Genomic DNA, 25010 nt, shown 5'->3' with positions numbered 1-25010 from the left:
CTATTCACCGCAAAGCGCAGCGGCTGTCATCTCGCCCGGCAGCTCTTCTTCGGTAAATCCAAACTTCTGCAAGATCTCCAGCAGCTCACCTGACTCCTTCATTTTTTCAAGCTCCGCATTATAAGCCTCCTGGAATTCGGTATCCGCTTGACGGAATGCCGTGGCCCCATAGCCCCGAACGCTTTCACCGTCGATGACCGGCTGTTCGAAATCCGCGACGCGTTCGATGTTGTCATCGCTGGCCGAATCCAGCATCGCCTGCAGGGACGGTCCCGTCATGGTAATCGCCTGCACCCGGTCTGCCTGGAGGGCACTGATGGCCGAGGCCTGATCGGGAACCTGTATGATCCGGTCCGAAGGGATGCCTGACTTCTCCATATAGCCGATTTCAACCGCGCCAGTCATGACGGCCACCTTCGCCTGATCATCCTTGGCAATATCTTCGTAACTTCCGAGTCCACTTGGATTCCCTTGCTTCACGGCAAGAGCTTCCCCTATGCTGTACTCCGGATTAGCAAACAAAACGGCGGAGCAGCGGTCCGGATTGATGAACATGCCTGCAGTGATCAGGTCAAACCGTTCCGCCTGAAGCCCGGCAACCAGGGAGCCGAACTCCGTAAGCTCACCTCTCATCTCCTTAATGCCAAGTCGCTCCAGAATGACACGGGCAATCTCAACGGCTTCGCCTGTAAGCTCCCCGCTGGCCTCTTTGTAGGCATAAGGCTTTTCATTGGCAAAACCTACGGTAATATACCCCTGCTCTTTGGCCCGTTCCAGCGTGCTCCCCTTATCGCCGCAGGCCGCGACCGATACCACCATAACCAATGACAACAACAGCACAACAACTTTCTTCAACACCTTCCACAACCTTTCGAAATGATTTTGTTGTTCCTAAAAACGGCATGAGGAAATTATCCATGTTAACACATGTGTTAACTCGGATATGTGACATTCAGACACACTTGCACAGTCCGGGGGCTCAGGGGAGAGGTTGCATCCATTTCCCTGTGCCTTGTAAACCCAAACCGTCTGACTGATTCAATTGGCTAAACATTAGCAGGCATTGCCCTCCTCTTTTGCAGAATACAAAAAGACCACCAAACAGGGGATCTAGACATAGCTCCGCCAGCAGGGGGTCAAAAAATAGAGAAAAGGCCCCTATAGAGAATAAAGGGCCTTTGTTATGAACATCCATTATGTATACAAGACCCATCCACTGCTGACGAGGTTAGCTGACGGACTCGGGTAAGATGGTACCCTACACTCGTGAATTCAAGTGACTCGCCCCTGATGAAACTGGTTCCCCCGCTCTCCGGAAATGTATGCCGGAAACTAAGCGTGTGTTCATGATAAAGGGAAGCTCAGTAAAAGTCAAACCCCTGGAGCTGCATTTTCTGGAAATTCGGAGGTGAAATCAGCGCTCTTCCAAGGCATATTAGTAGCCATAATCTCCACAAATTCAGGGCTGTCCCCTGCCTGTCGCCTCCTTGTTCGGAGGTGTGTTTTTCGCTATACAGCAGGCATTGCGCCCATCAGATAACAGATAATTCATGCGGTAGATCATTCATGACATGAATCATGAACGATGCAGAGGAGACAAGCCCTCAACTTCGAAACAGAATTTTTTTTCAACACGATCCATTATAAGCTTTGTTAGCCCCCAATTTCGCTATTCCAATATCATCACGATCGCTTTTTTTCGCTATTCGTTTATAGACTGATTCCTCAGAGGCTATCGTACATTCTTAAAATAATAGGTATATATCTATCATTTATAAGCTGTTAACCCATGCGGCTAAGAGAGCATCTGCGTAGTATAAAGCAAATCTAAAGGAGGTGCTTGATTTGGATTGTTCTTCTAGAAAGAGAAAATTGTGTGCTCTTAAAAAGATAGAGAAAAAAGTACTGCACGCCAAGAAAAAAAGATGTCCTGATAACGGCAATAGTGGTAAAGGTGGACACAAACCGATTCGTCGCCACTGTGTCAGAGGCCCCCGCGGACCGGTTGGACCGCAGGGACCTCTTGGACCAGTCGGACCTGTGGGGCCGGTTGGAGCTCTTGGACCCGTTGGACCTGTCGGGCCAGCTGGGCCAATTGGGCCTGCTGGACCTGCTGGATCGTCAACAGGCATTCCGGGTCCAACAGGACCTGCAGGACCCGTTGGACCTGTCGGACCTGTCGGACCTGTCGGACCTGCCGGTGCTGCTGGAGCGATCGGACCCGTTGGTCCTGCTGGAGCCGTCGGCCCTACTGGGCCAACAGGGGCTACTGGGTTGCCAGGTGGAGGAGCGATCATTCCTTTCGCATCCGGCATACCTCTTGCGCTTACAACCATTGTTGGAGGTTTGGTCGGAACGGTTGGTCTCGTAGGCTTCGGTATTTCGGGTCCAACCGTTACGCTCGCTGGCGGAACGATCGACCTTACGGGTGCGGGAGGTACTGCGCTTGACTTTGCTTTCAATACGCCACGCGCAGGCACCATCACGGCAATTTCCGCAACCTTCAGCAACACCTTGGCACTCGACCTGCTTGGAACTACTGTTACGGTCACAGCCCAGCTGTACAGCGCTCCGGCTACAAGCAATATCTTCACGCCAATCCCCGGTGCCCTTGTCACATTGGCTCCCCCATATACCGGCGCAGTCACATTGGGTACGGTCAGCAACGGCTTCTTGGATGGCCTGGCTATTCCGGTTGCAGCAAATACCCGCTTGTTGATGGTATTCTCCACAACAGCAACAGGTCTGACTCTGATCACTGCAACTGCCGGTTACGGCAGTGCTGGCGTCAGCATTATATAATTTGCCCTATCCCGTATCTGTCATATATAACAAAGAAGCCCCGAGCATGCTCGGGGCTTCTTCATATGGTTTAAACCGCTGTATATCCGCCATCCACCAGCAAGGTGGTGCCAGTAATAAAGGATGCGTCTTCGCTGGCAAGAAACAGCACGGCTTTAGCTACTTCTTCAGGCTGCCCCAAGCGCCCCATCGGATGCAGGCCGACCAAGTGCTGCGTGATCGCTTCAGTTCTTCCCTGAATAAGCGGAGTATCGATATAACCCGGGCACACTGCATTGACCCGGATTCCTCTGGAGGCATAATCAGCGCCCATCGACTGCGTCAGCAGCTTAACGCCGCCTTTAGCCGAAGCATATGCGGTTACTCCTGCTTTTCCGACATGGCTATGGATCGATCCGCAGTTTACAATAGCCCCGCCCGATCCCTGCGATAACAGCTGCTGGATTACATATTTATCACAGAGAAACACGCCTGTAAGATTAATATCAATCGTTCTCTGCCAATTCTCCATCGTTAGCTGATCTGCGGGAGCGTCATGCGCAATGCCTGCATTCGCAAACAAGATATCCACACGCCCATACTGCTTGACCGTCTGTTCAACCATGTTGGCAACATCCTGCTCCTTGGTTACGTCGGTTTTGACAAACAGGGTGTTAAACCCCGCTGCACTTAATTCGTCTGAAACAGCTTGTCCCCGGTCAGAGAAATCCGCAATAACAACGCTGGCTCCCTCTTTAACAAAAAGCCTTACCGCTGCCTCGCCAATCCCGCTGGCGCCTCCTGTTACGATAACAACCTTCGATTGAAATCTCATCCGTTAACCACTCCTCCTATATCGTTGAATTATTTATCGTATCTCGCCTGCGTTATAATGGCCGCTCAATGGTGAACATATCTCCCAGAGCAGCATAGATGTTCCCCGCCATACGGCTCACAGGCTTCAGCTTGGCAGCGTCAATCCGGCCCTTCTCGTAGAGTTCCTCCGATACGTGAAACCTTACCACGCGGACGATCAGCAGATCAGCAGCTGGCCTCTGTTCTGCGTCATTCAAGGCAACCACCTGTTCCAATACACATTCCATGCGAATCTTGCTTTCCTGAATGCCGGGAACGGCAACAGCCTCACTGGCCACCGGCGTCAGATTCGTTCGTTCAATCTCGCTTTCATGCGGAAGAAGATTCGCAGCTGTTTCATTCACGGCTGCTACGTTATCTTCGTCCACGATATGGATGACAAGCTCACCCTTAAGCATGGCATTCCTCGCCGTATCCTTTGCAATGCCATTCTTTCGCTGAACCGAAACGGATAGCATGGGAGGATTGCTGGACACAATCGAGAAATAGCTGAACGGCGCCGCGTTCAGCACGCCATCCGCTGATAATGTGGTAACAAAAGCGATCGGTCGAGGGACAACACTGCCAATCAAAAGCTTGTAATTGTCCCGTTCGTCTTGGACTTTTGGATCAATGGATATCATTTCACTTGCCCCTCTCCAGTGTACGAATTTGGATCGGCTCCAGTCCTTCCTCAATTCGGAGGCGTTCCGGCTCCAACCACGCAGGAAGTTTCAATCGTTCACCCAATGAACGGAGATCCTCATCCATCGTAAATCCAGGCACATCCGTGGCAATCTCAAACAATATGCCCCCTCGTTCCCTAAAATATAACGATTTAAAATAATTGCGGTTCATCATATCGGTGGATGCGTACCCGTACTTCTTCATCCATTCCTTCCATTCACTGAGTTCCATATCATCTTTTGCCCGCCAGGCAATATGATGAGCAGTTCCGGCACCTCCAGCGCCCCAAGAGATATCCCGCATCGGAAGATCAATCATATTCCCGCAGGGTCCCGCGGACGCATACCGGGCATAGTTCACATCCTCCCCAATGAATGTAAGTCCTAGTACCTGCTCAAGCGCCTCCTTCGTTTCCTTCCACTTGCTGCTGAACAGCACCGCACCGCCGAATCCTTTAATTGCTGTCTCCGAAGTAATGTCATCCACGCTCCACCCGCTCATCGATCCGCTGTCCCGCTCAACCAGTTCCAGGCGAAGCCCATCACGATCAGAGAATTGAAGATAAGGCTCATTAAACCTGAACGCTTTCATAACCGAGACGCCAAAGCCCCGCAACCGCTGCTCCCAGTAGGAAAGAGCGCCTATAGGCACTGCAAATGTGATATAACCGACCTGCCCCCCTCCATGCATGCCTCTTCGCGAAGCGGAAGACGGAAAGAACGTAATAATCGTTCCTGGCTGCCCTGACTCATCCCCGAAATACAAATGATATACCTCTGGCGCATCATAATTGACCGTCCTCTTCACCATTCTTAACCCAAGCACGCCAGTATAAAAATCAACGTTCCTCTGCGGATCCTGTGCATAAGCCGTAATATGATGAATGCCTGCCGTTTGTAACGTCATGTTTCTTCTCCCCCTTATCGAAAGTTATTTGGTAGATGATCATAGTTATTCGAATACAATCTCAATTTATAATATCTTTAATTCAAGATTATATATTTTCCTATTTGTTGTCAAGCAAGATATTCTGTTCCAAGCCCCTCTCCCTTCATAAAAAAGCCGTCAAGAACGAATACCCGTTCTTAACGGCTTCACTTTTTGCAATCAGCTCATTTCTGAGCTCAAGCTTTTTCCCATTTTTCCTTAAAGAACAGCTGATACACTCTGGTAACCACAATTTTAATGATCATATACACGGGCACCACGATCAGAATTCCGATAATCCCGCCAAGATCCTGTCCCACCAGGACGAGGATGATGATTGTAATCGGGTGAATGGCCAGCTGTTTACCAAAGATATACGGACCAATCAGGTTATCCTGAACTTGCTGAGCGGCCAGAATGACAACGAGGGACCAGATTGCCGTTCCCGGGGATTGGATGAACCCGATGATAACGATCGGGATGGAGGACAGAATGGCCCCGATAAACGGAATAAAGTTTGCAAAGAACGCTACCACTGTAAGCAGCAAGGCATACGGCAGCCCAATAATGAGGAAGCCGAAGTACATCAAGACGCCCAAAGCCAAATTGACGAGCACCCGTCCCACGATAAACCCTTTGAGTGCGCTATTGATTTCATCCAGTACCGAAGCACCCACTTCCTTGAAGCGGTTCGGCATAAAGCTGACAATCATCTTCCCGAACTTCCCGCCTTCCTTCAGCATGTAGTAGAGCATGATCGGGAACGTAAACAATACAATGGCAAAGTTCGATACAATCGAGAACAGATTCATAATGTAATTCGTGAGGAACGTAAAGCCTTGATTCAAATAGTCGGTTAATTGGGTAAGTGGATTAGAATCCTCCGGAAATATCTCCTTGAACAAACCGTTATTTTCCCATTCCTGCAGCTGTTCCCCTAATGCAGCAAACAACGCAGGCGCATTGTCCACAAGCGCAATGATTTGATCACGCAGGGACGGCCACACTCCGATAATGAATCCCGTGAATATACCGGCAAATACGACATAAATGAGCAGAATCGCCAGCGAGCGATTGAGCTTTCGCTTTTCCAGAAGATCAACCAGCGGCCTGAGCAGGTAATAGAAAAATCCCGATAGCATCAAAGGCACGAGGATAATGGAGAAGAACGAAAGAATCGGTCTGAATATAAAATTCACCAGCGATCCCAAGTAAATAATGATCAGAACCAGGATCACGGCAAGACACAATTTGAAAAACTTATTCATTTTCAGCAAAACAGCATGCCCCTTCTCCTACTTTTTTCAATCATCGTATCATGACAACGAGTTGTGATACAAATAGCAACCGTGACAGCTTGTATGAAATGAAGACGCTGCCGCATCCACCGTTTAAAAACATCGGTTGCACGCCATACTGCGGATATATACTTCTCCTAACGGCTCACGTATAATATGAAGCATTGCAAGGGCAAGGCTATAGTTTAGGAGGATAATAAAAAACATGCATGTTACTTCCATTATTCTTGGTCTGATCATCATTCTGAATATTGTGTTCTCCATGTTCGTGGTCTTTAGGGAACGGCGGGATGCCGGCTCGACTTGGGCATGGCTGTTGGTGCTGTCCTTTATACCCATTCTCGGGTTTATTCTGTACCTGCTGTTCGCTCAAAACTTAAGAAGAATCCGACTCTTTCATTGGGATGACCTGCAGAAAACCGGTATTGAGAAGGTGTTACTGTCCCAGATGGAAGGAATGAGTTCCGGGGAATACCCGTTTCGCAACCAGGCCGCCAAGGATAACAGCGATTTGATTCATATGCACATCAACGAAAATCAGGCTATTCTTACGGACGACAACGACGTCGAGATTTTCACGGATGGACGCAAGAAGTTTGAACGACTGTTTCAGGATATTGAGGAAGCCAAAGTCTACATACACATTCAATACTATATTATCCGTCGTGATGAGCTTGGCAAGAAGTTGATGACCCTGTTAACCAAAAAGGTAAAAGAAGGCGTGAAAGTCCGGGTTCTATACGATGAGCTCGGCTCACGTCAATTAACCAAGGGATTCTTCAAGGCATTTCGCGAAGCTGGTGGTGAAGCCGAAGCCTTCTTCCCTTCCAAGCTGCGCTTCATTAATCTGCGCTTAAATTACCGAAATCACCGGAAGCTGGCGATCATTGATGGCAATATCGGCTATGTCGGAGGTTTTAATGTCGGGGATGAGTATTTGGGCCTGAACTCCAAATTCGGGTATTGGCGTGATACCCATCTGCGCATCTTAGGCGAAGCCGTCTACGCGATGCAGGTTCGTTTCATTCTGGACTGGAACCAGGCTTCTCACCATAATGACATCTCCTATGAATCCAATCTGTTTCCCAAGATCAATTCACCGGGTAATGTCGGCATTCAGATTGTCACCAGCGGTCCCGATTCAAGATACGAGCACATCAAGAACGGTTATATCAAAATGATCTCGTCCGCCAAACAATCAATTTATATCCAGACGCCCTATTTTATCCCGGATGCAAGCCTGCTTGATGCGCTTCGCATTGCGGCGCTGTCCGGTGTAGAGGTCCACCTGATGATCCCGGATAAACCGGATCATCCCTTTGTGTACTGGGCAACCTTGTCCTACATCGGGGAGATGCTGAGAACGGGTGCTAACGTATATCTATACAATAACGGGTTCATTCATGCCAAAACCATCATCATTGATGAGAAAATCTCATCCGTTGGCACGGCGAACATTGATGTTCGCAGCTTCAAGCTCAATTTCGAAGTGAATGCCTTCCTGTACGATGAGCAGCTGTCAAAACGATTGACTCGAATATTCCACCATGATCTTCGTGTATCCAGCCAGCTCACCATGAAGCAGTATCTTGAACGCTCGAGATGGGTCAAGTTCAAGGAGTCGATCTCCCGTCTGCTGTCACCTATTCTGTAGGACGAACCCGTACACTGCTTTAAATAGATTCCGATGCACATGAAGACTTTGACCGACTGGCAGAGGGCGGTAAGGTCATTGACCCGCTGAAGATTCAGTTCTGGGGGCGCTGTTCCGTGTGCTGGAGGACAAGTTCGGCATATTATGGCAAGTTACAACAGAAGCTCAAATCAATTAAACGAAGAAGGCCCTTCAAGTTACCTTGGAGGGCCTTCTTCTCATATTAGCTTCGTGGTTAGAGAGCCGCGGCTGGTATAACGTTTTTATTGAAAATTCAATAATGGATGTGTTATTCCAACACCGGTTAACCTGCCTCTGACGGTTTTTCTCCACTCCACCGCTCGGCAATCTCGGCAGCTGCCAAACGGCTTGTATCCAGAATATCCTTTTTATCCAGAACAGCGTGCCCCTGCGCACGGATGATCTGATAATCGGTAATGCCCAGAAATTCGAACATGGATTTCAAATACTTATGCGAATATTCAACCTCACTATACCAATCGTTCTCGGTATATATCCCATCACTGCCCTGAATCACCACAACGCTTCGCCCATCCGTAAGGAGTCCCTCGGAACCGCTTTCGGTGTATCTGAACGTTTCCTGCGGTATGATGATGTTGTCCAAATAATCCTTCAGCCTGGAAGGGACGTTAAAATTATGCAGCGGCATAGCGATCACATATTTCGTAGCCCTCTTGAACTGCTGCAAGATTTCTGCCATCCGGCCCATCACCTTCTCCTCATCTTCTGTTAGAAGCTCCCTGGTTTCAAGCTTCTCCCACCCGTTCAACAAATTCACATCAATGGCAGGCACATGCTCTCGATATAAATCAATCTGTTCGAGCACGCTCTCAGGACTATGTGCGCGATACTGGCTTATGAAATGATCCAACACCTGCAAGCTTAGAGAATCTGCACTTACAACTCTAGGATGGGCATTAATGACAAGTACTCTTTCCATATGAACCATTCACTCCTTTAATATGTTGTTTGTTCCAGATAACCGATAACCCGTAATGACGAAGTGGATCCACCTCCTTGTTAGAATCAAGATTCAGTTGTGAAGCTCATTATTTTATATTAAATTTGTTTGTACATACAATTATAATTCGTGAAAATAAAGACCTCAGTCCTTATTCTCTAATTGATCGCTAACCTCATAGAGCCGCAGTGATAATTCGTCGCCTTCAGCGTTGCCTAAGATGGCACCATACCGGCTGCGCAGATGGTTCCAGCATTCGTGAATAACCTCTTCGAGCGCTTTCCCTTTATCCGTTGTGTAGATCAGCGACATCCTTCCCTCTACCCGATTATACACGAGGCCTTTGACGGCCAGCTTCTCAATCAGTCGGGTAACCGTAGAAGGCTGAAGATGGAGAATTTCGCCTAATTCCTTCTGCGAGATCCCTTCCTTCTCATATACAGCCATAAGTAGATAAGCATACGTTGGTGATAATCCACTTACGGCAAACTCGTCTTCTGCCATTTTCGTAATCACCCGGCTAAGACGATTGGCTGTAAAGTACAGGCATTCTTTGATATACGTATTCAGCATCATGGCTACCTCTTTCGCTAAGTTCATCACGATGATCAACCATTTATTGTTTGCACATACAAATATAATGGATTTCCAAATAAAAGTAAAGCGGCAGTTTCCCCATAACACTTGGAGTCTTCCGCCGCTTCATTTTATGGTTTGGATGCTTCATTACGGTTTGAGCCCTTGATGTGAATTTCTTTTATTCTACGTGACCCGGATCCATGTACATGACTTCCCACAGATGACCATCTGGATCCTGGAAGCTCCATCCATACATAAATCCATGATCCACCGGGTCATTGGAAGGCGATCCCCCTGCAGCGAGTGCATGATTCACGATTTCATCTACCTGCTCACGACTGTCTGCCGACAATGCCAGAATAACTTCCGTTGTATTGGCCGCATTGGACAAATCTTTCTTCGTGAAAGTTTTGAAATAATCCTCGGTGAGCAGCATCGCAAAAATATTGTCGCCGATTACCAGGCAGGCTGCGTTCTTATCCGTAAATTGCGCGTTAAATTCAAAACCGATTTTCGAGAAGAATTCCTTCGTTTTCTCCAGGTCCTTTACAGGCAGGTTCACAAAAATATTATCGCATTTCAACGCCATCTCGGGATCACCTCATTTTATTTGATAGATTCATCTTAACACGGGGAGCAGTACAACATTTCTCTTCATTTGCTATGTTCAAACATGCCTTTATCCCTTAGAATATACATTTGTTAATCATGTTAATCAATGACATCCCTGTAAACCTGAAGGAGCGTATCTATCGTTGGAAATTACTATGGAAGTCTACATCGAAGCAGACATTGAGGACGTATTTCCCTACGTCAATAATGATGAGAAAATCAAACTGTGGAACACTCTCATGATCGAAAATATCTATCATTCCGATGCGGAGCGTAACTGTCGTATTCCGGGGACCCGTTACACCTCTGTACAACAAATCAGCGATAAAACCTATCGTGCGGAAGCCGAAATTCTGGAGTTTAATCCGCCCTACCTTGTCTCCGTTGGAGCAACGACCAAGGAAGGCTACAGTACAACCCGATATATCCTCTCTCGTTCAGGGAGCGGCACCCTGGTTCAGCTTCACTCTTCCACCTTGCCCAGCAATCTCTTCTACAAGATTTTAATCAAGCTGTTGGGAGGCTGGAGCACCAGGCTGGTATGGAAGGGACAATTCGATAACCTCAAAAAGGTCGCCGAGCAAACTCAATATCCTCTTATGAAGCCGGACCGCTCAAATTCATAACCTCAAAGGCTGCTCCTCAGCCCCTTGGTTCAGGATCGGATTTTATGGCTTGACGCATCCCCATCCACTTATTCACACAAGAAAAAGGGTGTCACCAAGCAAAACAATGCTTTACGTGACACCCTTTCGTTTTAATTGGATAATCCCAATGACCGCAGCATTCTCATCACGGTGACCACCGTCTGTGCTTTGGTTACATGAGACTTGGGATCGAGCTTCGTAGCTGACACGCCCTGCATAATCTTCTGCTCCACTACGAAGGCAAGAGACGCCTTGGCATAGGATGAGATCGCAGCGTTATCCTTAAACTTGCTTAACAGCCCTTGACCAGCCTCATTCTTCTTGCCTGCATATTCCAGTACACTGCTCAGGATAACAGCCAATTCCTCACGGGTAATCAGACTGTTTGGATCAAAGATATCGCCTGTACGCCCCTTCACCAGCCCTGCTGCCTTGGCAGCCGCAATTTCTTTGGCATAAGGGGCATTCGCGCTCACATCCTGGAAGTTAGCAAGGCTATCATCTGGAAGAATACCCAGCCCTTTCACTACAATGGATATCATTTCGGCACGGGTAATGTTTTTATTCGCACCAAACGTGCTGATGCTCTCCCCAGACACAATCATCTTCGCAGCCGCTTGTGCCACGTCTTCCTGTGCCCAAGAAGGAATCCTATCGTTAAACCGGACATCCTGCTGAAGCAGAGCATAAATACCGCTTCCCGTCTTCCTCATCTCCACGGTAACCGTACCGTCCGCATTCACCTTATACAAGGTTGGAGAAGATCGAAGCTCATTTGTGCCTGATATATAAACCACTCCGCCCGCGCGCTTTGTATCTATCTTTTTGGCATCCACGGTTACCAGCTCACTGACATAGGATTTCCCGTAATGTTTCAGCTCCGTAGTTGTTTTATCCGCGTTCAGCTGCTCGAGCTTGAACAACAGCGGAGAAGTCAGAGTTTCTTTACCCTTAAGCAGGGATGCCACGCTCGTTGCATCGGCTGCACCGGGAGCCACAATGGAGACTTTCACATGGCCGGAAACCGAGATCAGCGAAGCCGGAATCCGGTATTCTGTGCCGTTTACGATAACGGACAGACTGGCCTTGGCTCCTTTTTTCGCGATGGCTGCAATCACTTCTTGTGGAATCTCAAACTCAGCCTGCTTCGCACCCGTGCCCGCATGAATCTGGAAACTGGAAGAGTCCGAAAGGTTAATGCTGTTAACTGCTGCTGCCGTTGGCACGGTAACCACTGCCTTATCTCCCTCAAGCACAACTTTTGCTTCCAGTTCATCCTTTCCTTTAGGCGGCTGCGGCGTCGAAGGCGTAGTAGAACCGGATCCGCTTGATCCGCCGGAACCCTCAGATCCGCCTGTGCTGTTGCCAGAAGTCGTAACGCTCAGTAGATTCGAAGCGCTGGACACGCGGTTAATTTCATCCCCCGCCCGATCCACAGCAAGCACATGAATCTTGTAATTCGTTAGAGCGTTAAGGCCATTAATGATATAACCCTTCTCGGTGACTGAACCTGCCAATGCATGGTTCACATAGACTTCGTACCCCGTTGCCCCTGGCACTGCATCCCATGTGACTTGAATGGAGCTGGAGTCGGCATTGACCCGTTGAAGATTCGTTGGGGCCTGTAATGCTGAAGCATTGACTTTGCCGTTAACCGGCAGGTCATGGACTAATTGGGTGGTTAATGTTTTATTACGATCACCGCTTATTTCCCAGCTCATGACACCTGCAATATCCAACGATTTCACGATGGAAGCCGTATACTTCATGGTGTTCTTATCGTTGTAGGTGATGAACACTTTATTCTGATCATTGTACAGATAAGGCACCTTAGCCGATTCGTTCCAATATCTCTTGTACCCGTTCTTGTCGATGTAGTTGTTCTCGAGATCACTGAAATCGAAAATGGCATTTTCCCAAGACTTCAAATCAGTCCCGCCCTTATTGCAAGTCTGATACTGACCAAGTGGCCCGCAGCCATCCCAGCCCTTGCCATAGTAGGGTACTCCCACAATCAATTTATGCTGTGGTACCCCGCCATTCAGATGGCCTAACAATCCGCCAAGCACATGATTTCTTGGAGCAGAAGACTTTGAAAGAGCTTTATCATAGAACAATGGTGAATTATGATGACCAAACGGGTCATCTTTGCCACTGTAGTCATAAGTCATAATATTAATGAAATCCAGATACTGGACTGAATTCGCAAAATCTGCGTTAACGGTAAAATTATCTCCCTGACCGGAAGCAATCGTCAGCAGATAATATTTTCCATCTTCTGACCCTGCAGCATCCAGTGCCTCGCGAACGCTTTTCATTAATAATGTGAAGTTTTCTTTATCCTCCGGCGCTCTGGAGTTTTCTTCCACCCCGCCTTCGACCGGGTACTCCCAATCGATATCCAAACCATCAAACTTGTATTCCCGGAGGAATTTTACAGCAGAGTTAGCAAAAGTACGGCGTGTTTCTTCCGTCATGGCTACATTAGAAAAATTTCTAGACCAGGACCAGCCGCCTACTGAAACTATAAGTTTCAAATGAGGGTTCGATGCCTTGATGGATTCGAAAGCTGCGAAATTCTGAAAATCAAACGTCGGATCTCCAATCACAATTTCTCCGTCATGGACGTATCGATCCTGTGCAGGAATATTAGGGTCTTCGCAGGCTCTCGGCCCGCTCCCGTATTTTTTCCAGCATATATCGGCGAAGGCATAGTTAATGTGGGTGATCTGTGATACATCCAAGTCACCAGGATGAAAATTACGCTCTTCGGTACTAGCTGACCAAGAAGTGTAGTACGTAATATTGTTATAATTGCTGCCAGGCACTACCGACACAGCTTCGCTTTCAGGCGAAGTCCATAGGCTGTTATGTCCCACTACCTTATACGAATAGGTCTTTCCTTCCTCTAGTCCAGCAGCTACGTACCGACTCCCGCTACTCGAACCAACCTTTACTCCATCCTGATAAATGTCGTAACTTGTGGCCCCGGGCACCGGTGCCCAGCCCAGTGAAGCCGTAGATCGTGTAGAAGTGACTACTTGTAACCCTCGAGGTTGAGCCAGCTCCCCCCATTTAAGGGTAACAGCATTACTATTGGCGGATGCTTCCAAAGCTCCATTCACACTTCTCTGTGCACCTACTTTAAAAGTATAAGTCTCTCCTGCTTCCAAAGGTCCATAAGTAGCCGTGGTAACGGAGTTTTCCCAAGTGCCGCCTTTCCATGCTCCATTAATATAAATGTCATAGGCTTCGGCCCCGGGACTCGAACCCCAACTCAGCGTAACCGTATCTTCCGTTGCATCTTCAATTTTAAGATGACTTGGAGGAGTCAACGGTGCATCTTTATATTCAGCTTCATCTTTGGTTGTGGTGAATTCCAATACATTGCTTTTGTGTTCTTTTTTCACGTCGCCGTCCCAAGTAATATAGATTCGGTAGGTCGTTTCAGGTGTCAATCCGGTCACCGCACGAGTCCAGAAGTTTCCCCATGCCAGCCAGTTGCCTGAATCCGCGTCCCACACTTGTATATTATTTTCACCTTCGACGGGTTTGAAATCCCATTGAAATATCGCCATGTTATGAGAGACACTTTCAATACGAAGATTCTGCGGCGCCAACGGATCCTGAGATCCATAAGTTGCGCTTGTTACCGTCAACGGATCGACGCTGGAACTGACTGCCGGTATGTCTGAGGGAGGGGCACCATCTGAAGCATAGGATACAGGCGCGTTGAGAAGAGGGGTAAAGATAAGGATTAGAGCCAGAAACCATACCACCCATTTCGGGTGCTTTTTCGTCATAAATGAGTTCACCGTTTTCACCTCTGTCGATATATTTCGATTGCAAAGGATACAGCATTTCCATGAATGTCTGTTCTCTCGGTGTCATCGGGTTATATCCATGATGGCTTGCCCCATTTCGAATTTCGCCCGAAATTCAACTTATTTTGAAAGCGGTTACTATTTTTTCCAGATGGATTGTGTAACGTTTATCATATCCCCCTCTTCATTCCAGTATATCAATCTCTTATCCCAACGCTCTGCTACAGCCTCCCTTCAAAGAACTTCATATATTTAATGCATATTCATATTTGTATCATGGAACCTAACCTCTCTATTGAGAAGGGATACATTTCCATAAACATGGGATAAAATCTTGTGATTTTATATTCTGTTAATAAATTCAATCTATATAGAATCAGCTAGTGTCCACTAAACGAATGTTTTGCATAAAAAAGAAAAGGAGTACCATCATAAAAAAACTCAAGCAGCCGTTACATCTGCTCAAGCGAATTCCATATTCAGCCCGTTGAATTATCCGATCCCAAAAGCAACGAAGTGCCATAATGAAGCCTTCTAGGATTCCAAGCGGGGCGGGGCGGTTAAACCCACTGTACGAATGGAGCCGGTCCAGTAATCAAAGCAGACGTATGAGCTGAAAAAGAGCCCTCCAGGGGCTCTTTTGTCTATTCACTTCCCTATGTAAGCAAACCATAATAATCTTCGATCTACTTCATCGAACTTAAATGCTCATGCTTTAATTTCCATGATCCCTCGACATCTCGAATAAACACATTGGTGGCTCTGCCGCTCCCGGACATAAATGTCCCCTGGTGATAACCCTCGAAGTGGTAGGTGTAGATACACACCGCCGAATGGGCATCACTCGCAATCCATTCCACATCCTCCGCCCGGTATACCTCCTCCCGAATGGCATCCCACGCCTGCTCGAAATACAACCTGATCTCATCCAAGGTCGTGCAGCTCCGGTCCGAAAACCAATAAACCGCCTCTTCATCCAGCAGCCGGGCCACTTGATCAAAGTCATGTGTGTTCGTAGCCGCAATATAAGCCTCAAGTGCGTTCTGATATGACATTTCGCTTAACCTCCCATCTCTAATCCATTATAAGGATGGCACATTTTTTTACTGAACCTTTTTCCACACACCGGCTTGGCCAGGCGTTTCCCCTTTGGTCCACCATTTTGCTTCACAAACGGCTCCATTGTAAGATACCCGTTCACCGCCAATGTAAGCCTTGGAGCTGTTCCAAGCCACGGTTGCTTTGTTAAAGTCCTGCGACTTCTCCATAAAACAGAACGTACACAGGAACCCAACGTTGAACAGGTTCTCAACACGCCGGATGAGCACGAAGATATCATTGCCCTCACCGATCGTCTGACCTCTTCCCTGACTGAGGCGATTGAAGCCGCTGAGGAAGTAGTCCGGCTGCTGCGTGGATATATAAAATGAAGGAGCACACAGATGATCTGTATGCTCCTTCGCCCTCATTATATTCAATTTCCGCTGCCAGACTCATTCTCAGATGTCTCATTTCTTTCAGACGTTCCATTCTCAGGCGTCTGCTCTTCAGAAAGCGCACTTTCATCGGACAGCTCATAAGATATGCCATCCACAACAACCTTGTCGATTAGGGACACATCCAGCGGTTTATCCAGCTTCACGATAACTTTGCTTGTATATGGCAGCTTCTGCTGTGAGTCATTTTCGGTTCCTGAGGACTCCGGTTCTTCTCCACCATCAACCGACTCGGAAGAATCTGAGCCTGCTCCTTCTGCGTCTCCCGCTGTTGTCCCCGAATTCGAATCTGTCTGATCCTGGCTGGAACCAGAATCTGTTCCTGTTGGATCGGTGTCCGCTCCCCCTGTTGTTTCATCCGTGCACGTCCGTGATAGTTCAGGACTTGCCGCTTCAAACAATAGGTTTGCATCCTGACCCAGGACCTGGAGATTCTCCATATTGAAATCCCGGCAAGCTGCCGACTGTTTGAAATGGAAGCTCAGTTCAGTCAAGCCCTTCTGCTCACCTTCTTCCACTACGGACGCCGTCAACAGCGGCTGCTCCGGAACCGTATCCTGCGAGACAGGAGGCACGGTAACTGGAGGCGTATCAACTGAATTCGGATCCGCAGGATCCTTCCCGTTTTGCACCATGAGAAAGATACCGCCGGCCAAGATGAGGACAAGTGCAGCTGAAGCTATTTTTACGAACCTCGGATGGCTTCGGATAAATCTCATGAATGGCGAAGCCAGCTCGGCCCTAACCTTCGTATAGACCCCTTTAAGAACAGGGTCAGGGTTACTAAAATAAGTCTTCACGTACTCCTTATTCTTGAATGCTTCGCGGTCATGGGTCTTGAAGTACTGGACGATCGCGGCAGCATAGGCCGGCACGAGACCCCGTGGTTTAACGAATACCGGCTGCTTCGCAGACCATTGAATATACTGGTAGACCACTTCAGGACTCTTGCTGTACTTATGTACATAATCCAGCAGGCCACGGTAGTCAATAGCGCCGGAATGAATCTCCGTGCAGAAGGCCAAGGTGATGCTTTCAAAATGGGATGGCGCCACATCCTGCTGCAGCCACCTCCGCATAATATGCTGGGTGCGCTCCCGCTCCTCGGTTGAAAGATCGGCAAGCACCTCCGCTTTAACTTCGGTTCTGCTGCACCACTGGTACAGCGCCAACATGACAGCCGCTTTGGAGCGTATTCGGGAATCAAAACGTTCTACCCACCCTTTGAATTCCTTGGGCATTTGCAGAAATCCAATGTCCAGAAGCTGCTTCCGGTTCAATTGCTCAGGCTCCAATTCTCGCAAGAGAAAGAGGTTGGCTGCATAAATCATTCGGTCTGCAAATGCGGTCCCGCCTTGGTAATGAGCGATCCCCCGCTCTTCGTGATGCTCCAGGGAATCCAATTGATCCAGCACGGCGTTGACCGCTCTTACAGGATCTGCATCATGCTGTAATTTATCGATGAGCTGGGCTTCAGCCAGCCTAACATAATTCTCCTGTTCCAGCAGAAGGGGATGGTTCCTCACCCATAGACTGATCAGATCAACCAGATCCGTTGGCGTTGCCCTCTGTTTCATACTGGCTTTCATATAAGGATCGAACATCAGCGCAGGCAGCCCCGGGCTGGTCAGTACTCTGGCATAGAAGGCACGGCTTAGAGCCGGACTGCCCTCCAGCAAGCCATAAATCGCCTGGGTCACATCCTGACGCTGCTTCGACAAGGCATTATTTAATGAGCGAATAAAATATTCCACAATCATGTCATTGTGCTGTCTAGGGTTGATGCTGTGATAGTCCTTCACGGACCCGGCAATCGCCGGATCGGGAACCTGTCCGCCCTTCACAAGCTCAAACTCATGGGCAAACAGGGCAAGGAACAGATCATCCAGCCGTTTCTTTAAACCCAGAGCCCCGGCTGGCTCCAGATAGAGCAGCAAGGCACGAAGCACAGCAAACTTATGGTCGTTATACAGATCTTCACGGCCCTCTTCGATCTGGAACAGCACGCATAAATCGTCGTAGCTATCCAGAGAAATCTGACGGGACGGCTCCATATCCGAGAGCATCTGCTCCGCGAAGGCAAAAAAACGTTCAGATCGGGCCAGATCCAGCACTGTATCCCATGCAAAATCAAGATAAGGCTGCTCGGACCATTTCAAATCCGCATTAATGACCCTTCCGGCAGCAAGCTCAAATAAATAGTCCTTCTCAATGTTGCGGTCATTCAGGCGCAGGCCGCCCTTCTCCACGAACATGAGATGAAGTCCCTTCTTGCTGTAGGGTTCCTTGGCATACGTTACGAACCCAAGCACCCGGCGCAGCGCGTAAGGCAGTCGGCCAAACAACACAAAGAGCAGCTGCTCCGCCTTCGCGGACAACTGTTCCACCGGTACATCCAGTACGATATACACCTTTTTCTTACCCGCAGCTGCGGTTATCGATGCATAGAGCAGTTGCTTGAATACCTTCTCGTCAATGCCCAGTTCCTGCAGTAAGGCCGGGGTTTGGTCAGGCGAGACGGGAACTTGCGGGCGAGCCTGAACCGGCATGGCAGATAACTCCGGCAGCTCTATCCCCTCTTCAATATCGTAATGATTGGCAAAAGAGGCCTGGAGCCAAGTCCGGTAAGCGGAATGCTCATCTTCCAGAAATCCGTCAGGAATCACATAATGGTGCGTAAAAAAAGCGCTGCGTAGTCCCGTGAAATCCGCTGGCTGAAACACACTGCGCCCCAACACCGTCTCCCCTGTTTCCGTATGGAACAGATGAAGAGCGGCAGGATAAGCCTCGGCGTCCTTCTCGCTGCGTGCCGTAAGCTCTGCCGGAGCTTCATACTGACAAAAGGGATGCAGCACCTTTTTGATATAGGAAGGTTCCAATCCTGACGAGCGCGCAACCGTATCAAATCCTTCAGCCGAGCGAAACACGCCCCGCCGTTCCCTCGTGTACATTTGCTGCTGTATGTTTCGGGAAGGGAAATCCGGCACTAGTCATCCCTCCCCTCAATATACTTCAGCTTGTACAGAAGCCAGATGAACGGTTCGTCCACTCGGATCGGGCTGACCACGCTCTGCAGCTTCTGATCCACAGGGTTGCTGCCTAAGGCAGACACGGCAAAATACGCTGTATTCGAAAAATATACATCCATTGTGCCTTTGAACGGACGGTCGACCTTCTCGATAAAGCGGCGAATCTCGCCATCGATATTTTCAAACTCGGTCATGTTCAAATGCTTGCGGTGAACCATATTGTTGAATATGTTGCTGTTCAGCTTCACATATTCGCCATCCTCATCCTTAAGCGCATGAAGCATATCGCTCTTGGTTAGGACGACAGCTGTCGGAATATCCGTTTTGCCCTTGTCCTCATAAGCAATGAAATCACCGAACATGGTGAGGACAACATCGCGAGGTTCATCGTACTGGGATACCCATTCGCCTGGCTGATCGCCGAACTTCAAACGGATTTTCTCCCGAATGGAGCGAATCTGGAGCGGATCGACCATAAACAGAATGCCCGCGGAGTTCTTGATATGCTGTCCATGAAGTCCCAGGTAGTCCTCGTCCACCATGCCTTCACCCGCCACGTCAAAAAATACAAGCGTTAACGGCGGCTTCGATTCATCCTTGAACACGAATTGAAATATAAAAGGCTCCTGCATCTTCTCCTTCTGAGTAGACGCCAGCAAATCTCCGCGTTCAAACAACGGTTCCTCATATCCGGTGCGGAACTTGCGGCTGATCTCCGCATTCAGCGGCATACAGGCCGCATCGAAGTGATCCGCCGTCGTATGCTGCAATGTATGGATCAGCGAAGTCATATACACCGACTTGCCCACTTGGGATGCACCGATAATCGAGATAATGTTGCTCGGTACCTTCCCTGCGGTCACAGGCAGCTCATTATGGCATTTCGGGCATAAGCGTCTGCGTGTGACGACACCGTAGCGGTCGTTCAATCCAACCAGCACATGATCCGAATAAATGTGATGCTCCTCCGGTATGTCGCTTGGCCGGATGATAGCCTCAATATCATAGACCGAATCCAGCCCAAAGCGTTCGCGGTAACGATTCAGCTCGTCGTCTTCCCCAAGCGCATAATCCTCGTCGTCCTCACGGTCGTGGGCAGCCCGGAAGACAACCTCCTTCGGCGTGAACTTACTGAAACAGTAAGGGCACACAATATCATAAAACAGCGGCCTTGGCTCCGGCTCCGGCTTCTTCTTGAAAATATCAAAAATGCCCATCATTTGTACCTCCCTCTAAACCTCTGGATTGCATGGACGCTTTCGTTGTTGTCACTGTGTTCTATCTCTGCTCTCTCTATCTATACACCAGCTCATACCGTTGTCCATACTTCTTCCCGTCCGTAAAAAACAGGCGTACATAATCGTTCTTACCGACCTCAATGACGGGCAGTACATTCCGTCCGGCCCCAAAATCCGTAACGAACGGGTACAATATCCCGTCTTCCTTGTTCACCGGATAAGCTCCCTCTTTCTTCACATAGCAGAGAGCCTCCTTCGGTACAGGCACTTCGGCTGTAACCTGAATTTCAATCGTTTTATAGGATTGCAGCCAGCGGCTTTTTTCGCGAATGGAGTATACCAGCATGGCTTTACCGGTGCTGAACTGAATGCAGTTCGCTTCATCGGGCTGTGTGATCAAGGTGGTCTCCCCGTTTTCAGAAGAGAAGGCATACACCGTATATGAGATCTGCCCAACACCATCCACACGATCCCGATAACCATTATTCGCCTTGTATTCGTCTCTGGTATACAAGCGCAGGCTGCCAAGATGCGGATCTCCATTCGATGCGGCGAATCCGTCATCCATCACACGTTGAATGTATACCGCTTGAAGACCAGGCGGCCAGTTCCAGCGAATCGTGCAGAAACCTTCGTCCAATTGATGGCTTAATCCCTGAATAACCCAATCTCCGGGCTCCGCATTTTTATACTGCATATCGAACGCCCCCTGCTTAAAATCCTCGGCTTGTCGAATCATTCGGCCGTTGTCCACGTCCTGTTCGGCCCGGCCGCTGCGTGCCGCCAGTTAACCTGCCGTTCTCCTTGACAGGTATCACCAGCGTGAACAAGGTCATCAAACCTGCGAGGATGAAGCATGCCAAGAGACGCACACTGGCATCTCTGACTTCTCCCCCGGAGAGGCCAAATTCCAGAACAACGCCCGCCAGTAAGCCCGATACCGCACCGCCTATGCTAAAGCTGCGCGCGAGATAACGGTTGTCAAACACCAGGCCGAGCGCCAGACCCATGGCAGTGCCAATGAGCAGCATCGCAGCAATTCTTCCGATCTGATAATAAACGCTGTCTTCCATAGCGCCCGTTCGCTTCGTCAACAGCGAACGGTCCCCGACATCATCATAAATTTTCTGAAAAACAAAAGACAAGTCTGCCGCATTCTGCACATCGTAATATTGCCCGCCCGTCTCGGCTGCAATCGTTTGAAGCAGATTGGCACCATCCTTATACACGAGGCTAAGGCCAATCGTATTCACCGCGATTTGCTGCTGCTTGTAGTCCGCAAGCACACGATCATGGTCGGTTTCGCTAAATCCGTCTGACAGCATAATGACCATGGCGCTTCGCCCCGCATCCTGGCTTTCCTGAATATGCGACATGGTATCCTCAAGTGCGAGACTAATGTCCGTACCGCCGTCAGTTGTTGCCAAACCGTCGATTTCCGCCATGATCTCATCCTTGATTTCCTGGTTCTTCACACGGGTAAATGGCTGCAGTAACGTTGTTGCATGATCAAACACGATTACCGATACCCTGTTATCCCGATCCATGCGGTTGATCAGATTTTTGGCTGCTGTATAGCGATCCTGATTCGGGTCGGTATCCTTCATGCTGCCGGAATTGTCTATGACCAGAACAACGTCCTTCACGGGCTTGGCGCTGCCCGGGTTCAGCTGGTACACCCACTCAAACAGCATGCCAAGCAGGAACAGTGCCACCAAAGTGGATGGAATCAGCAGCTTCCACGATGTGCCCGTGTATCGCTGTCTCCAGGAGCTCCCGCTCAAACGGGGGGAGATCAATTCTGCGATTAAGCAGGCCAAGCCGATGCAGAAGGCCAGAATCCCGAAATAGATTCCCGTAACCACAATAACGGGAAGCCCTGTTCCCCACTGGCGGAGCAGAAATTCCCCAATGGCAAATCCAATTCCCCCGCCGACCAGACTCAACAGCAGCAGGAGAGGGTTTATTTTTCGTTGCACAATACGCGCCTACTCTCTTTATCAGAATCTAAGAACGCTAGCGCAGCTCCGGGAGCAGCGCCGGTTCCATTCCATGAAATTCATAACCGTTCGCCGTATAGGTTTCGTAGTAAGCTCTGCCATTCCGGTAATACATCAGATCCTCCAGATGGAAGCCCCCCATCAGATTCAGCTTCTCGACCCCGCTGGAGCGCTTCTCATGCACGATGCCAAGCTTGTATACTCGTAATGCTTCATCCGCACGGATGGCGTAGCGAACGAATTCACTGTCGGCATCGCCGAAGAAATATTTCTCTTCATATCGATGCTCCTGCGTATAGTCCAGCAGCCTGACCAAAGTAACGGAGTTCTCCTCCAGCATCCGGTAGAGCACCTTAAACAAATCTTCCTTGGCAAGCACCTGCTTGTTATGATACTCGATGGTTACGTTCGCCCGGCGCAGCAGCTCCTCCTCGAAGGTCTGCACAAACGGCTCTGCCGTCAATAAATCCCTTAGACAGACTCGAATCATATTGGCCAGGATCGGCTCCGTACCTTCGTGAGTGAGAACGGATAAATTGCCGACATAGCGATCCTCGAAGAATACAGCCGCGCCGCGCTTACTTTCCAGCTCCAGCATCAACTCCTCGGTCACCAGGCCATAATACTCCATCAAGTTCTGACCGATATAATCGTCTGCCGTGCGGATACTGGACTGAGCTGCTTCCAGCAATTCTGCTTCCAACTGGTCCAGCATGCTCGCTTGCTGCTTGTAATGCCGGTGAATCTGCTCAAGCTCCGCCTCATATAACCTGTACAGCGCAAGTTCGGTCTCCAGAAGCAGCAGCTCATACCTGCGATGATAAACCTCGCCTACAAAAAAACGAATGAACTGGCGCACATTCTGTTTATCCCGAAAGGGCAGTTTCTTGAAGGGCTGGGTTTCCACGCTTTCTTCATAATAGCGGGTTAGTTCTTCCTGCTCCGTCTTCAGCAGACTGCCGAGATCCCGGATTCGGGAACGGACCGCTTCGAGCAGGATCCCCGCTCCACCCTTGTCGCTTGTCCACTCCACGATTTGATAACAGCCGATATGCGGATGTGTGGACAACGAGCGGCGAAGGGCAGCGTGTACTTCTTCGGATGTGCTCGTATCCCCTAGTCTCTTCTGGACCTCCAGCTCATAATTGCTATGGAAAAACTGCTGGCAGCCTTCTCCGAACAGTGCCTCTTCGGCCTCGCGGATATTCATCCGCTTCAGTCCGGCATAACTGACAGGATGGGACATCATGCCTTTCAGTCCGTCCAGATGTTCGACATTCGGGAGCATCCGGTTCGCTCTAGCCGTTACGGCTTCCGGGTCGAGGCCGAAGTAAGTCAGGCATTCCTGAACCTCCGGTTCAGGTCCGGTCTTCATGCGCTGGAGAAGTCCCCGGCAGAGATGATAGAGGACCGTTAAGGCAATCGGCTCGTTCGGCCTTTTTACCCGGGCAAAGCCAGCCGAGACAAAGCCTTGGCGACCGGATTCGGTCATGATGTTGCTTTTGAAGGATGTATTGTTGTAAACGCCTCTGATCCCGTCATATGCCTCGTCCTTCTGCTTCCGATTCTTAAGCAAGCCGAGATGACAGATGATATCATAGATATCCTGCATGCCGGAGTAACCGGAGATGCCCCGCTCATTCTTATCGGACAGCACGTAGACCAGATCAAACAACGGCGAAGCCGGGTGAACGACCGGGATGCTCAGTCCATCCTCCGTCATTTGAAGCGGTGCGGAGAAGCTGTAATCCCGGCTCTGCATCAACTCAAGCTCCCGTAAGAAGGCGACCCCCACGGAGCTCGTATAGCCATAGGTTTCAATCTGCTCCCTCTCATTGATTAGCGCGTACAAATCCATCTGCACCGATTTGAACGACTGATTGAAGATGGATTCTGCCAGCAATGAAATTTCCGGGATAAATACATTAAACGGGTCATCGACCCGTGTAATGATAGACAGATGGACCCGGTCAAAAGACGAATAACTGCGTCCATAATCTGAAATATGGTGGCTCAACTTCCGAATGGCTTTATTTAACCCAGACAGGGGGCCCCGTTCTTGATAGAACGCCTGATACAGCTCTTTGCGCAAGGACTTGGACGCACCGTCTGCCACCGGCAGATCCAGTTGATAACTGTGAAGACGATTGGAGGATTCGGAGCCTTTCGGCCCCGGCCTGCCGCCACGGTCTGTTCCCACATGAAAATAGATGACGCTAGCGCTGTTGTCCCATTTGCGGTCATGAATCTCCATGATCGGTTCGATGGCTGCCGCCGTCATATCACCGATGAACAAGTATACCTCCGGGTAGTGGATGCTGCTCTGATCATCCTCCATCAAGGTAAGCTGCTCTTCCGACTTGGCATAACCGGCAGCATACTGGCGAAGAATTTCCCTCAT

General features: G+C 49.2%; 19 protein-coding genes and 1 riboswitch. Of the genes, 3 read left to right on the top strand and 16 right to left on the bottom strand.

Going from position 1 to position 25010, the window contains the following annotated elements; genetic code table 11:
* Positions 1-855: an ectoine/hydroxyectoine ABC transporter substrate-binding protein EhuB gene (gene ehuB / locus WDY75_RS04025; RefSeq protein WP_063477822.1), complete on the bottom strand. Its 855-nt coding sequence runs from the start codon at positions 853-855 to the stop codon at positions 1-3.
* A 349-nt stretch (positions 856-1204) separates the two neighbouring features.
* Positions 1205-1349, bottom strand: a riboswitch (cyclic di-AMP (ydaO/yuaA leader).
* 496 nt (positions 1350-1845) lie between these two features.
* On the opposite strand from ehuB, the gene WDY75_RS04020 reads away from it, so the two are divergent.
* A complete protein-coding gene (locus tag WDY75_RS04020; RefSeq protein WP_269148262.1) occupies positions 1846-2802 on the top strand; it encodes an exosporium glycoprotein BclB-related protein in 957 nt (318 codons plus the stop codon).
* Positions 2803-2872: 70 nt separating this feature from the next.
* Here the strand turns inward: WDY75_RS04020 and WDY75_RS04015 are convergent, their stop codons facing one another.
* The 4 genes from WDY75_RS04015 to WDY75_RS04000 form a co-directional block, all read right to left on the bottom strand.
* Complete coding sequence (locus tag WDY75_RS04015; RefSeq protein ID WP_036643587.1) at positions 2873-3616, bottom strand: SDR family NAD(P)-dependent oxidoreductase; 744 nt, start codon at positions 3614-3616, stop codon at positions 2873-2875.
* Positions 3617-3668: 52 nt separating this feature from the next.
* Positions 3669-4280 carry a flavin reductase family protein gene (locus WDY75_RS04010; protein WP_063477823.1) on the bottom strand — a complete coding sequence of 204 codons (612 nt, stop codon included), beginning with the start codon at positions 4278-4280 and terminating at the stop codon, positions 3669-3671.
* A gap of 1 nt (position 4281) precedes the next feature.
* The gene (locus WDY75_RS04005) at positions 4282-5229 is read right to left on the bottom strand and encodes a VOC family protein (RefSeq protein WP_063477824.1); all 948 of its coding nucleotides are present in this window, start codon (positions 5227-5229) and stop codon (positions 4282-4284) included.
* Between the two features lie 218 nt (positions 5230-5447).
* Positions 5448-6527 (bottom strand): AI-2E family transporter, encoded by a 1080-nt coding sequence (locus WDY75_RS04000; RefSeq protein ID WP_006212838.1) that lies wholly within the window; start codon positions 6525-6527, stop codon positions 5448-5450.
* Positions 6528-6753: 226 nt separating this feature from the next.
* On the opposite strand from WDY75_RS04000, the gene cls reads away from it, so the two are divergent.
* On the top strand, positions 6754-8202 hold the full coding sequence (cls, locus tag WDY75_RS03995; protein WP_063477825.1) for a cardiolipin synthase: 1449 nt from the start codon (positions 6754-6756) through the stop codon (positions 8200-8202).
* A 304-nt stretch (positions 8203-8506) separates the two neighbouring features.
* Here cls and WDY75_RS03990 read toward each other — a convergent pair whose 3' ends face one another.
* From WDY75_RS03990 to WDY75_RS03980, 3 genes are all read right to left on the bottom strand, one after another.
* On the bottom strand, positions 8507-9163 hold the full coding sequence (locus WDY75_RS03990; RefSeq protein WP_063477826.1) for an FMN-dependent NADH-azoreductase: 657 nt from the start codon (positions 9161-9163) through the stop codon (positions 8507-8509).
* Between the two features lie 165 nt (positions 9164-9328).
* Positions 9329-9757, bottom strand: a complete 429-nt coding sequence (locus WDY75_RS03985; RefSeq protein ID WP_063477827.1) for a MarR family winged helix-turn-helix transcriptional regulator — start codon at positions 9755-9757, stop codon at positions 9329-9331.
* 184 nt (positions 9758-9941) lie between these two features.
* Complete coding sequence (locus tag WDY75_RS03980; protein ID WP_006212842.1) at positions 9942-10352, bottom strand: VOC family protein; 411 nt, start codon at positions 10350-10352, stop codon at positions 9942-9944.
* 166 nt (positions 10353-10518) lie between these two features.
* Between WDY75_RS03980 and WDY75_RS03975 the strand changes: the two genes are divergently transcribed.
* Positions 10519-11001, top strand: coding sequence for an SRPBCC domain-containing protein (locus tag WDY75_RS03975; protein ID WP_082834251.1), 483 nt, complete (start codon positions 10519-10521; stop codon positions 10999-11001).
* A 131-nt stretch (positions 11002-11132) separates the two neighbouring features.
* Here the strand turns inward: WDY75_RS03975 and WDY75_RS03970 are convergent, their stop codons facing one another.
* From WDY75_RS03970 to WDY75_RS03935, 8 genes are all read right to left on the bottom strand, one after another.
* Positions 11133-14825 carry a glycosyl hydrolase family 18 protein gene (locus tag WDY75_RS03970; protein ID WP_063477828.1) on the bottom strand — a complete coding sequence of 1231 codons (3693 nt, stop codon included), beginning with the start codon at positions 14823-14825 and terminating at the stop codon, positions 11133-11135.
* A gap of 707 nt (positions 14826-15532) precedes the next feature.
* Positions 15533-15901, bottom strand: a complete 369-nt coding sequence (locus WDY75_RS03965) for a YybH family protein (RefSeq protein ID WP_063477829.1) — start codon at positions 15899-15901, stop codon at positions 15533-15535.
* 48 nt (positions 15902-15949) lie between these two features.
* A complete protein-coding gene (locus tag WDY75_RS03960) occupies positions 15950-16315 on the bottom strand; it encodes a carbohydrate-binding protein (protein ID WP_063477830.1) in 366 nt (121 codons plus the stop codon).
* A gap of 5 nt (positions 16316-16320) precedes the next feature.
* A complete protein-coding gene (locus WDY75_RS03955) occupies positions 16321-19329 on the bottom strand; it encodes a hypothetical protein (RefSeq protein WP_063477831.1) in 3009 nt (1002 codons plus the stop codon).
* Positions 19329-20588 (bottom strand): TRAFAC clade GTPase domain-containing protein, encoded by a 1260-nt coding sequence (locus WDY75_RS03950; RefSeq protein WP_006212852.1) that lies wholly within the window; start codon positions 20586-20588, stop codon positions 19329-19331. Before WDY75_RS03950 ends, WDY75_RS03955 begins: the two co-directional genes overlap by 1 nt.
* 76 nt (positions 20589-20664) lie before the next feature.
* On the bottom strand, positions 20665-21306 hold the full coding sequence (locus WDY75_RS03945; protein ID WP_006212853.1) for a hypothetical protein: 642 nt from the start codon (positions 21304-21306) through the stop codon (positions 20665-20667).
* A 16-nt stretch (positions 21307-21322) separates the two neighbouring features.
* Positions 21323-22588, bottom strand: a complete 1266-nt coding sequence (locus WDY75_RS03940) for a vWA domain-containing protein (RefSeq protein ID WP_006212854.1) — start codon at positions 22586-22588, stop codon at positions 21323-21325.
* A 37-nt stretch (positions 22589-22625) separates the two neighbouring features.
* Positions 22626-25010 (bottom strand): hypothetical protein, encoded by a 2385-nt coding sequence (locus WDY75_RS03935; RefSeq protein ID WP_063477832.1) that lies wholly within the window; start codon positions 25008-25010, stop codon positions 22626-22628.

This window comes from Paenibacillus glucanolyticus (genome assembly GCF_037333485.1).
Taxonomy (GTDB): domain Bacteria; phylum Bacillota; class Bacilli; order Paenibacillales; family Paenibacillaceae; genus Paenibacillus_AQ; species Paenibacillus_AQ glucanolyticus.
The sequence above is the reverse complement of the archived record's forward strand: the minus strand, read 5'-3'. Positions and strand labels throughout refer to the sequence as shown.

What these genes read in the sequence shown, in the direction of transcription:
- WDY75_RS04015 (WP_036643587.1), bottom strand. Translation starts at nt 3,616, where the DNA reads ATGAGATTTCAATCGAAGGTTGTTATCGTAACAGGAGGCGCCAGCGGG.
- WDY75_RS04010 (WP_063477823.1), bottom strand. Translation starts at nt 4,280, where the DNA reads ATGATATCCATTGATCCAAAAGTCCAAGACGAACGGGACAATTACAAG.
- WDY75_RS04005 (WP_063477824.1), bottom strand. Translation starts at nt 5,229, where the DNA reads ATGACGTTACAAACGGCAGGCATTCATCATATTACGGCTTATGCACAG.
- cls (WP_063477825.1), top strand. Translation starts at nt 6,754, where the DNA reads ATGCATGTTACTTCCATTATTCTTGGTCTGATCATCATTCTGAATATT.
- WDY75_RS03990 (WP_063477826.1), bottom strand. Translation starts at nt 9,163, where the DNA reads ATGGAAAGAGTACTTGTCATTAATGCCCATCCTAGAGTTGTAAGTGCA.
- WDY75_RS03985 (WP_063477827.1), bottom strand. Translation starts at nt 9,757, where the DNA reads ATGCTGAATACGTATATCAAAGAATGCCTGTACTTTACAGCCAATCGT.
- WDY75_RS03980 (WP_006212842.1), bottom strand. Translation starts at nt 10,352, where the DNA reads ATGGCGTTGAAATGCGATAATATTTTTGTGAACCTGCCTGTAAAGGAC.
- WDY75_RS03970 (WP_063477828.1), bottom strand. Translation starts at nt 14,825, where the DNA reads ATGACGAAAAAGCACCCGAAATGGGTGGTATGGTTTCTGGCTCTAATC.
- WDY75_RS03965 (WP_063477829.1), bottom strand. Translation starts at nt 15,901, where the DNA reads ATGTCATATCAGAACGCACTTGAGGCTTATATTGCGGCTACGAACACA.
- WDY75_RS03960 (WP_063477830.1), bottom strand. Translation starts at nt 16,315, where the DNA reads ATGAGGGCGAAGGAGCATACAGATCATCTGTGTGCTCCTTCATTTTAT.
- WDY75_RS03950 (WP_006212852.1), bottom strand. Translation starts at nt 20,588, where the DNA reads ATGGGCATTTTTGATATTTTCAAGAAGAAGCCGGAGCCGGAGCCAAGG.
- WDY75_RS03945 (WP_006212853.1), bottom strand. Translation starts at nt 21,306, where the DNA reads ATGCAGTATAAAAATGCGGAGCCCGGAGATTGGGTTATTCAGGGATTA.
- WDY75_RS03935 (WP_063477832.1), bottom strand. Translation starts at nt 25,010, where the DNA reads ATGAGGGAAATTCTTCGCCAGTATGCTGCCGGTTATGCCAAGTCGGAA.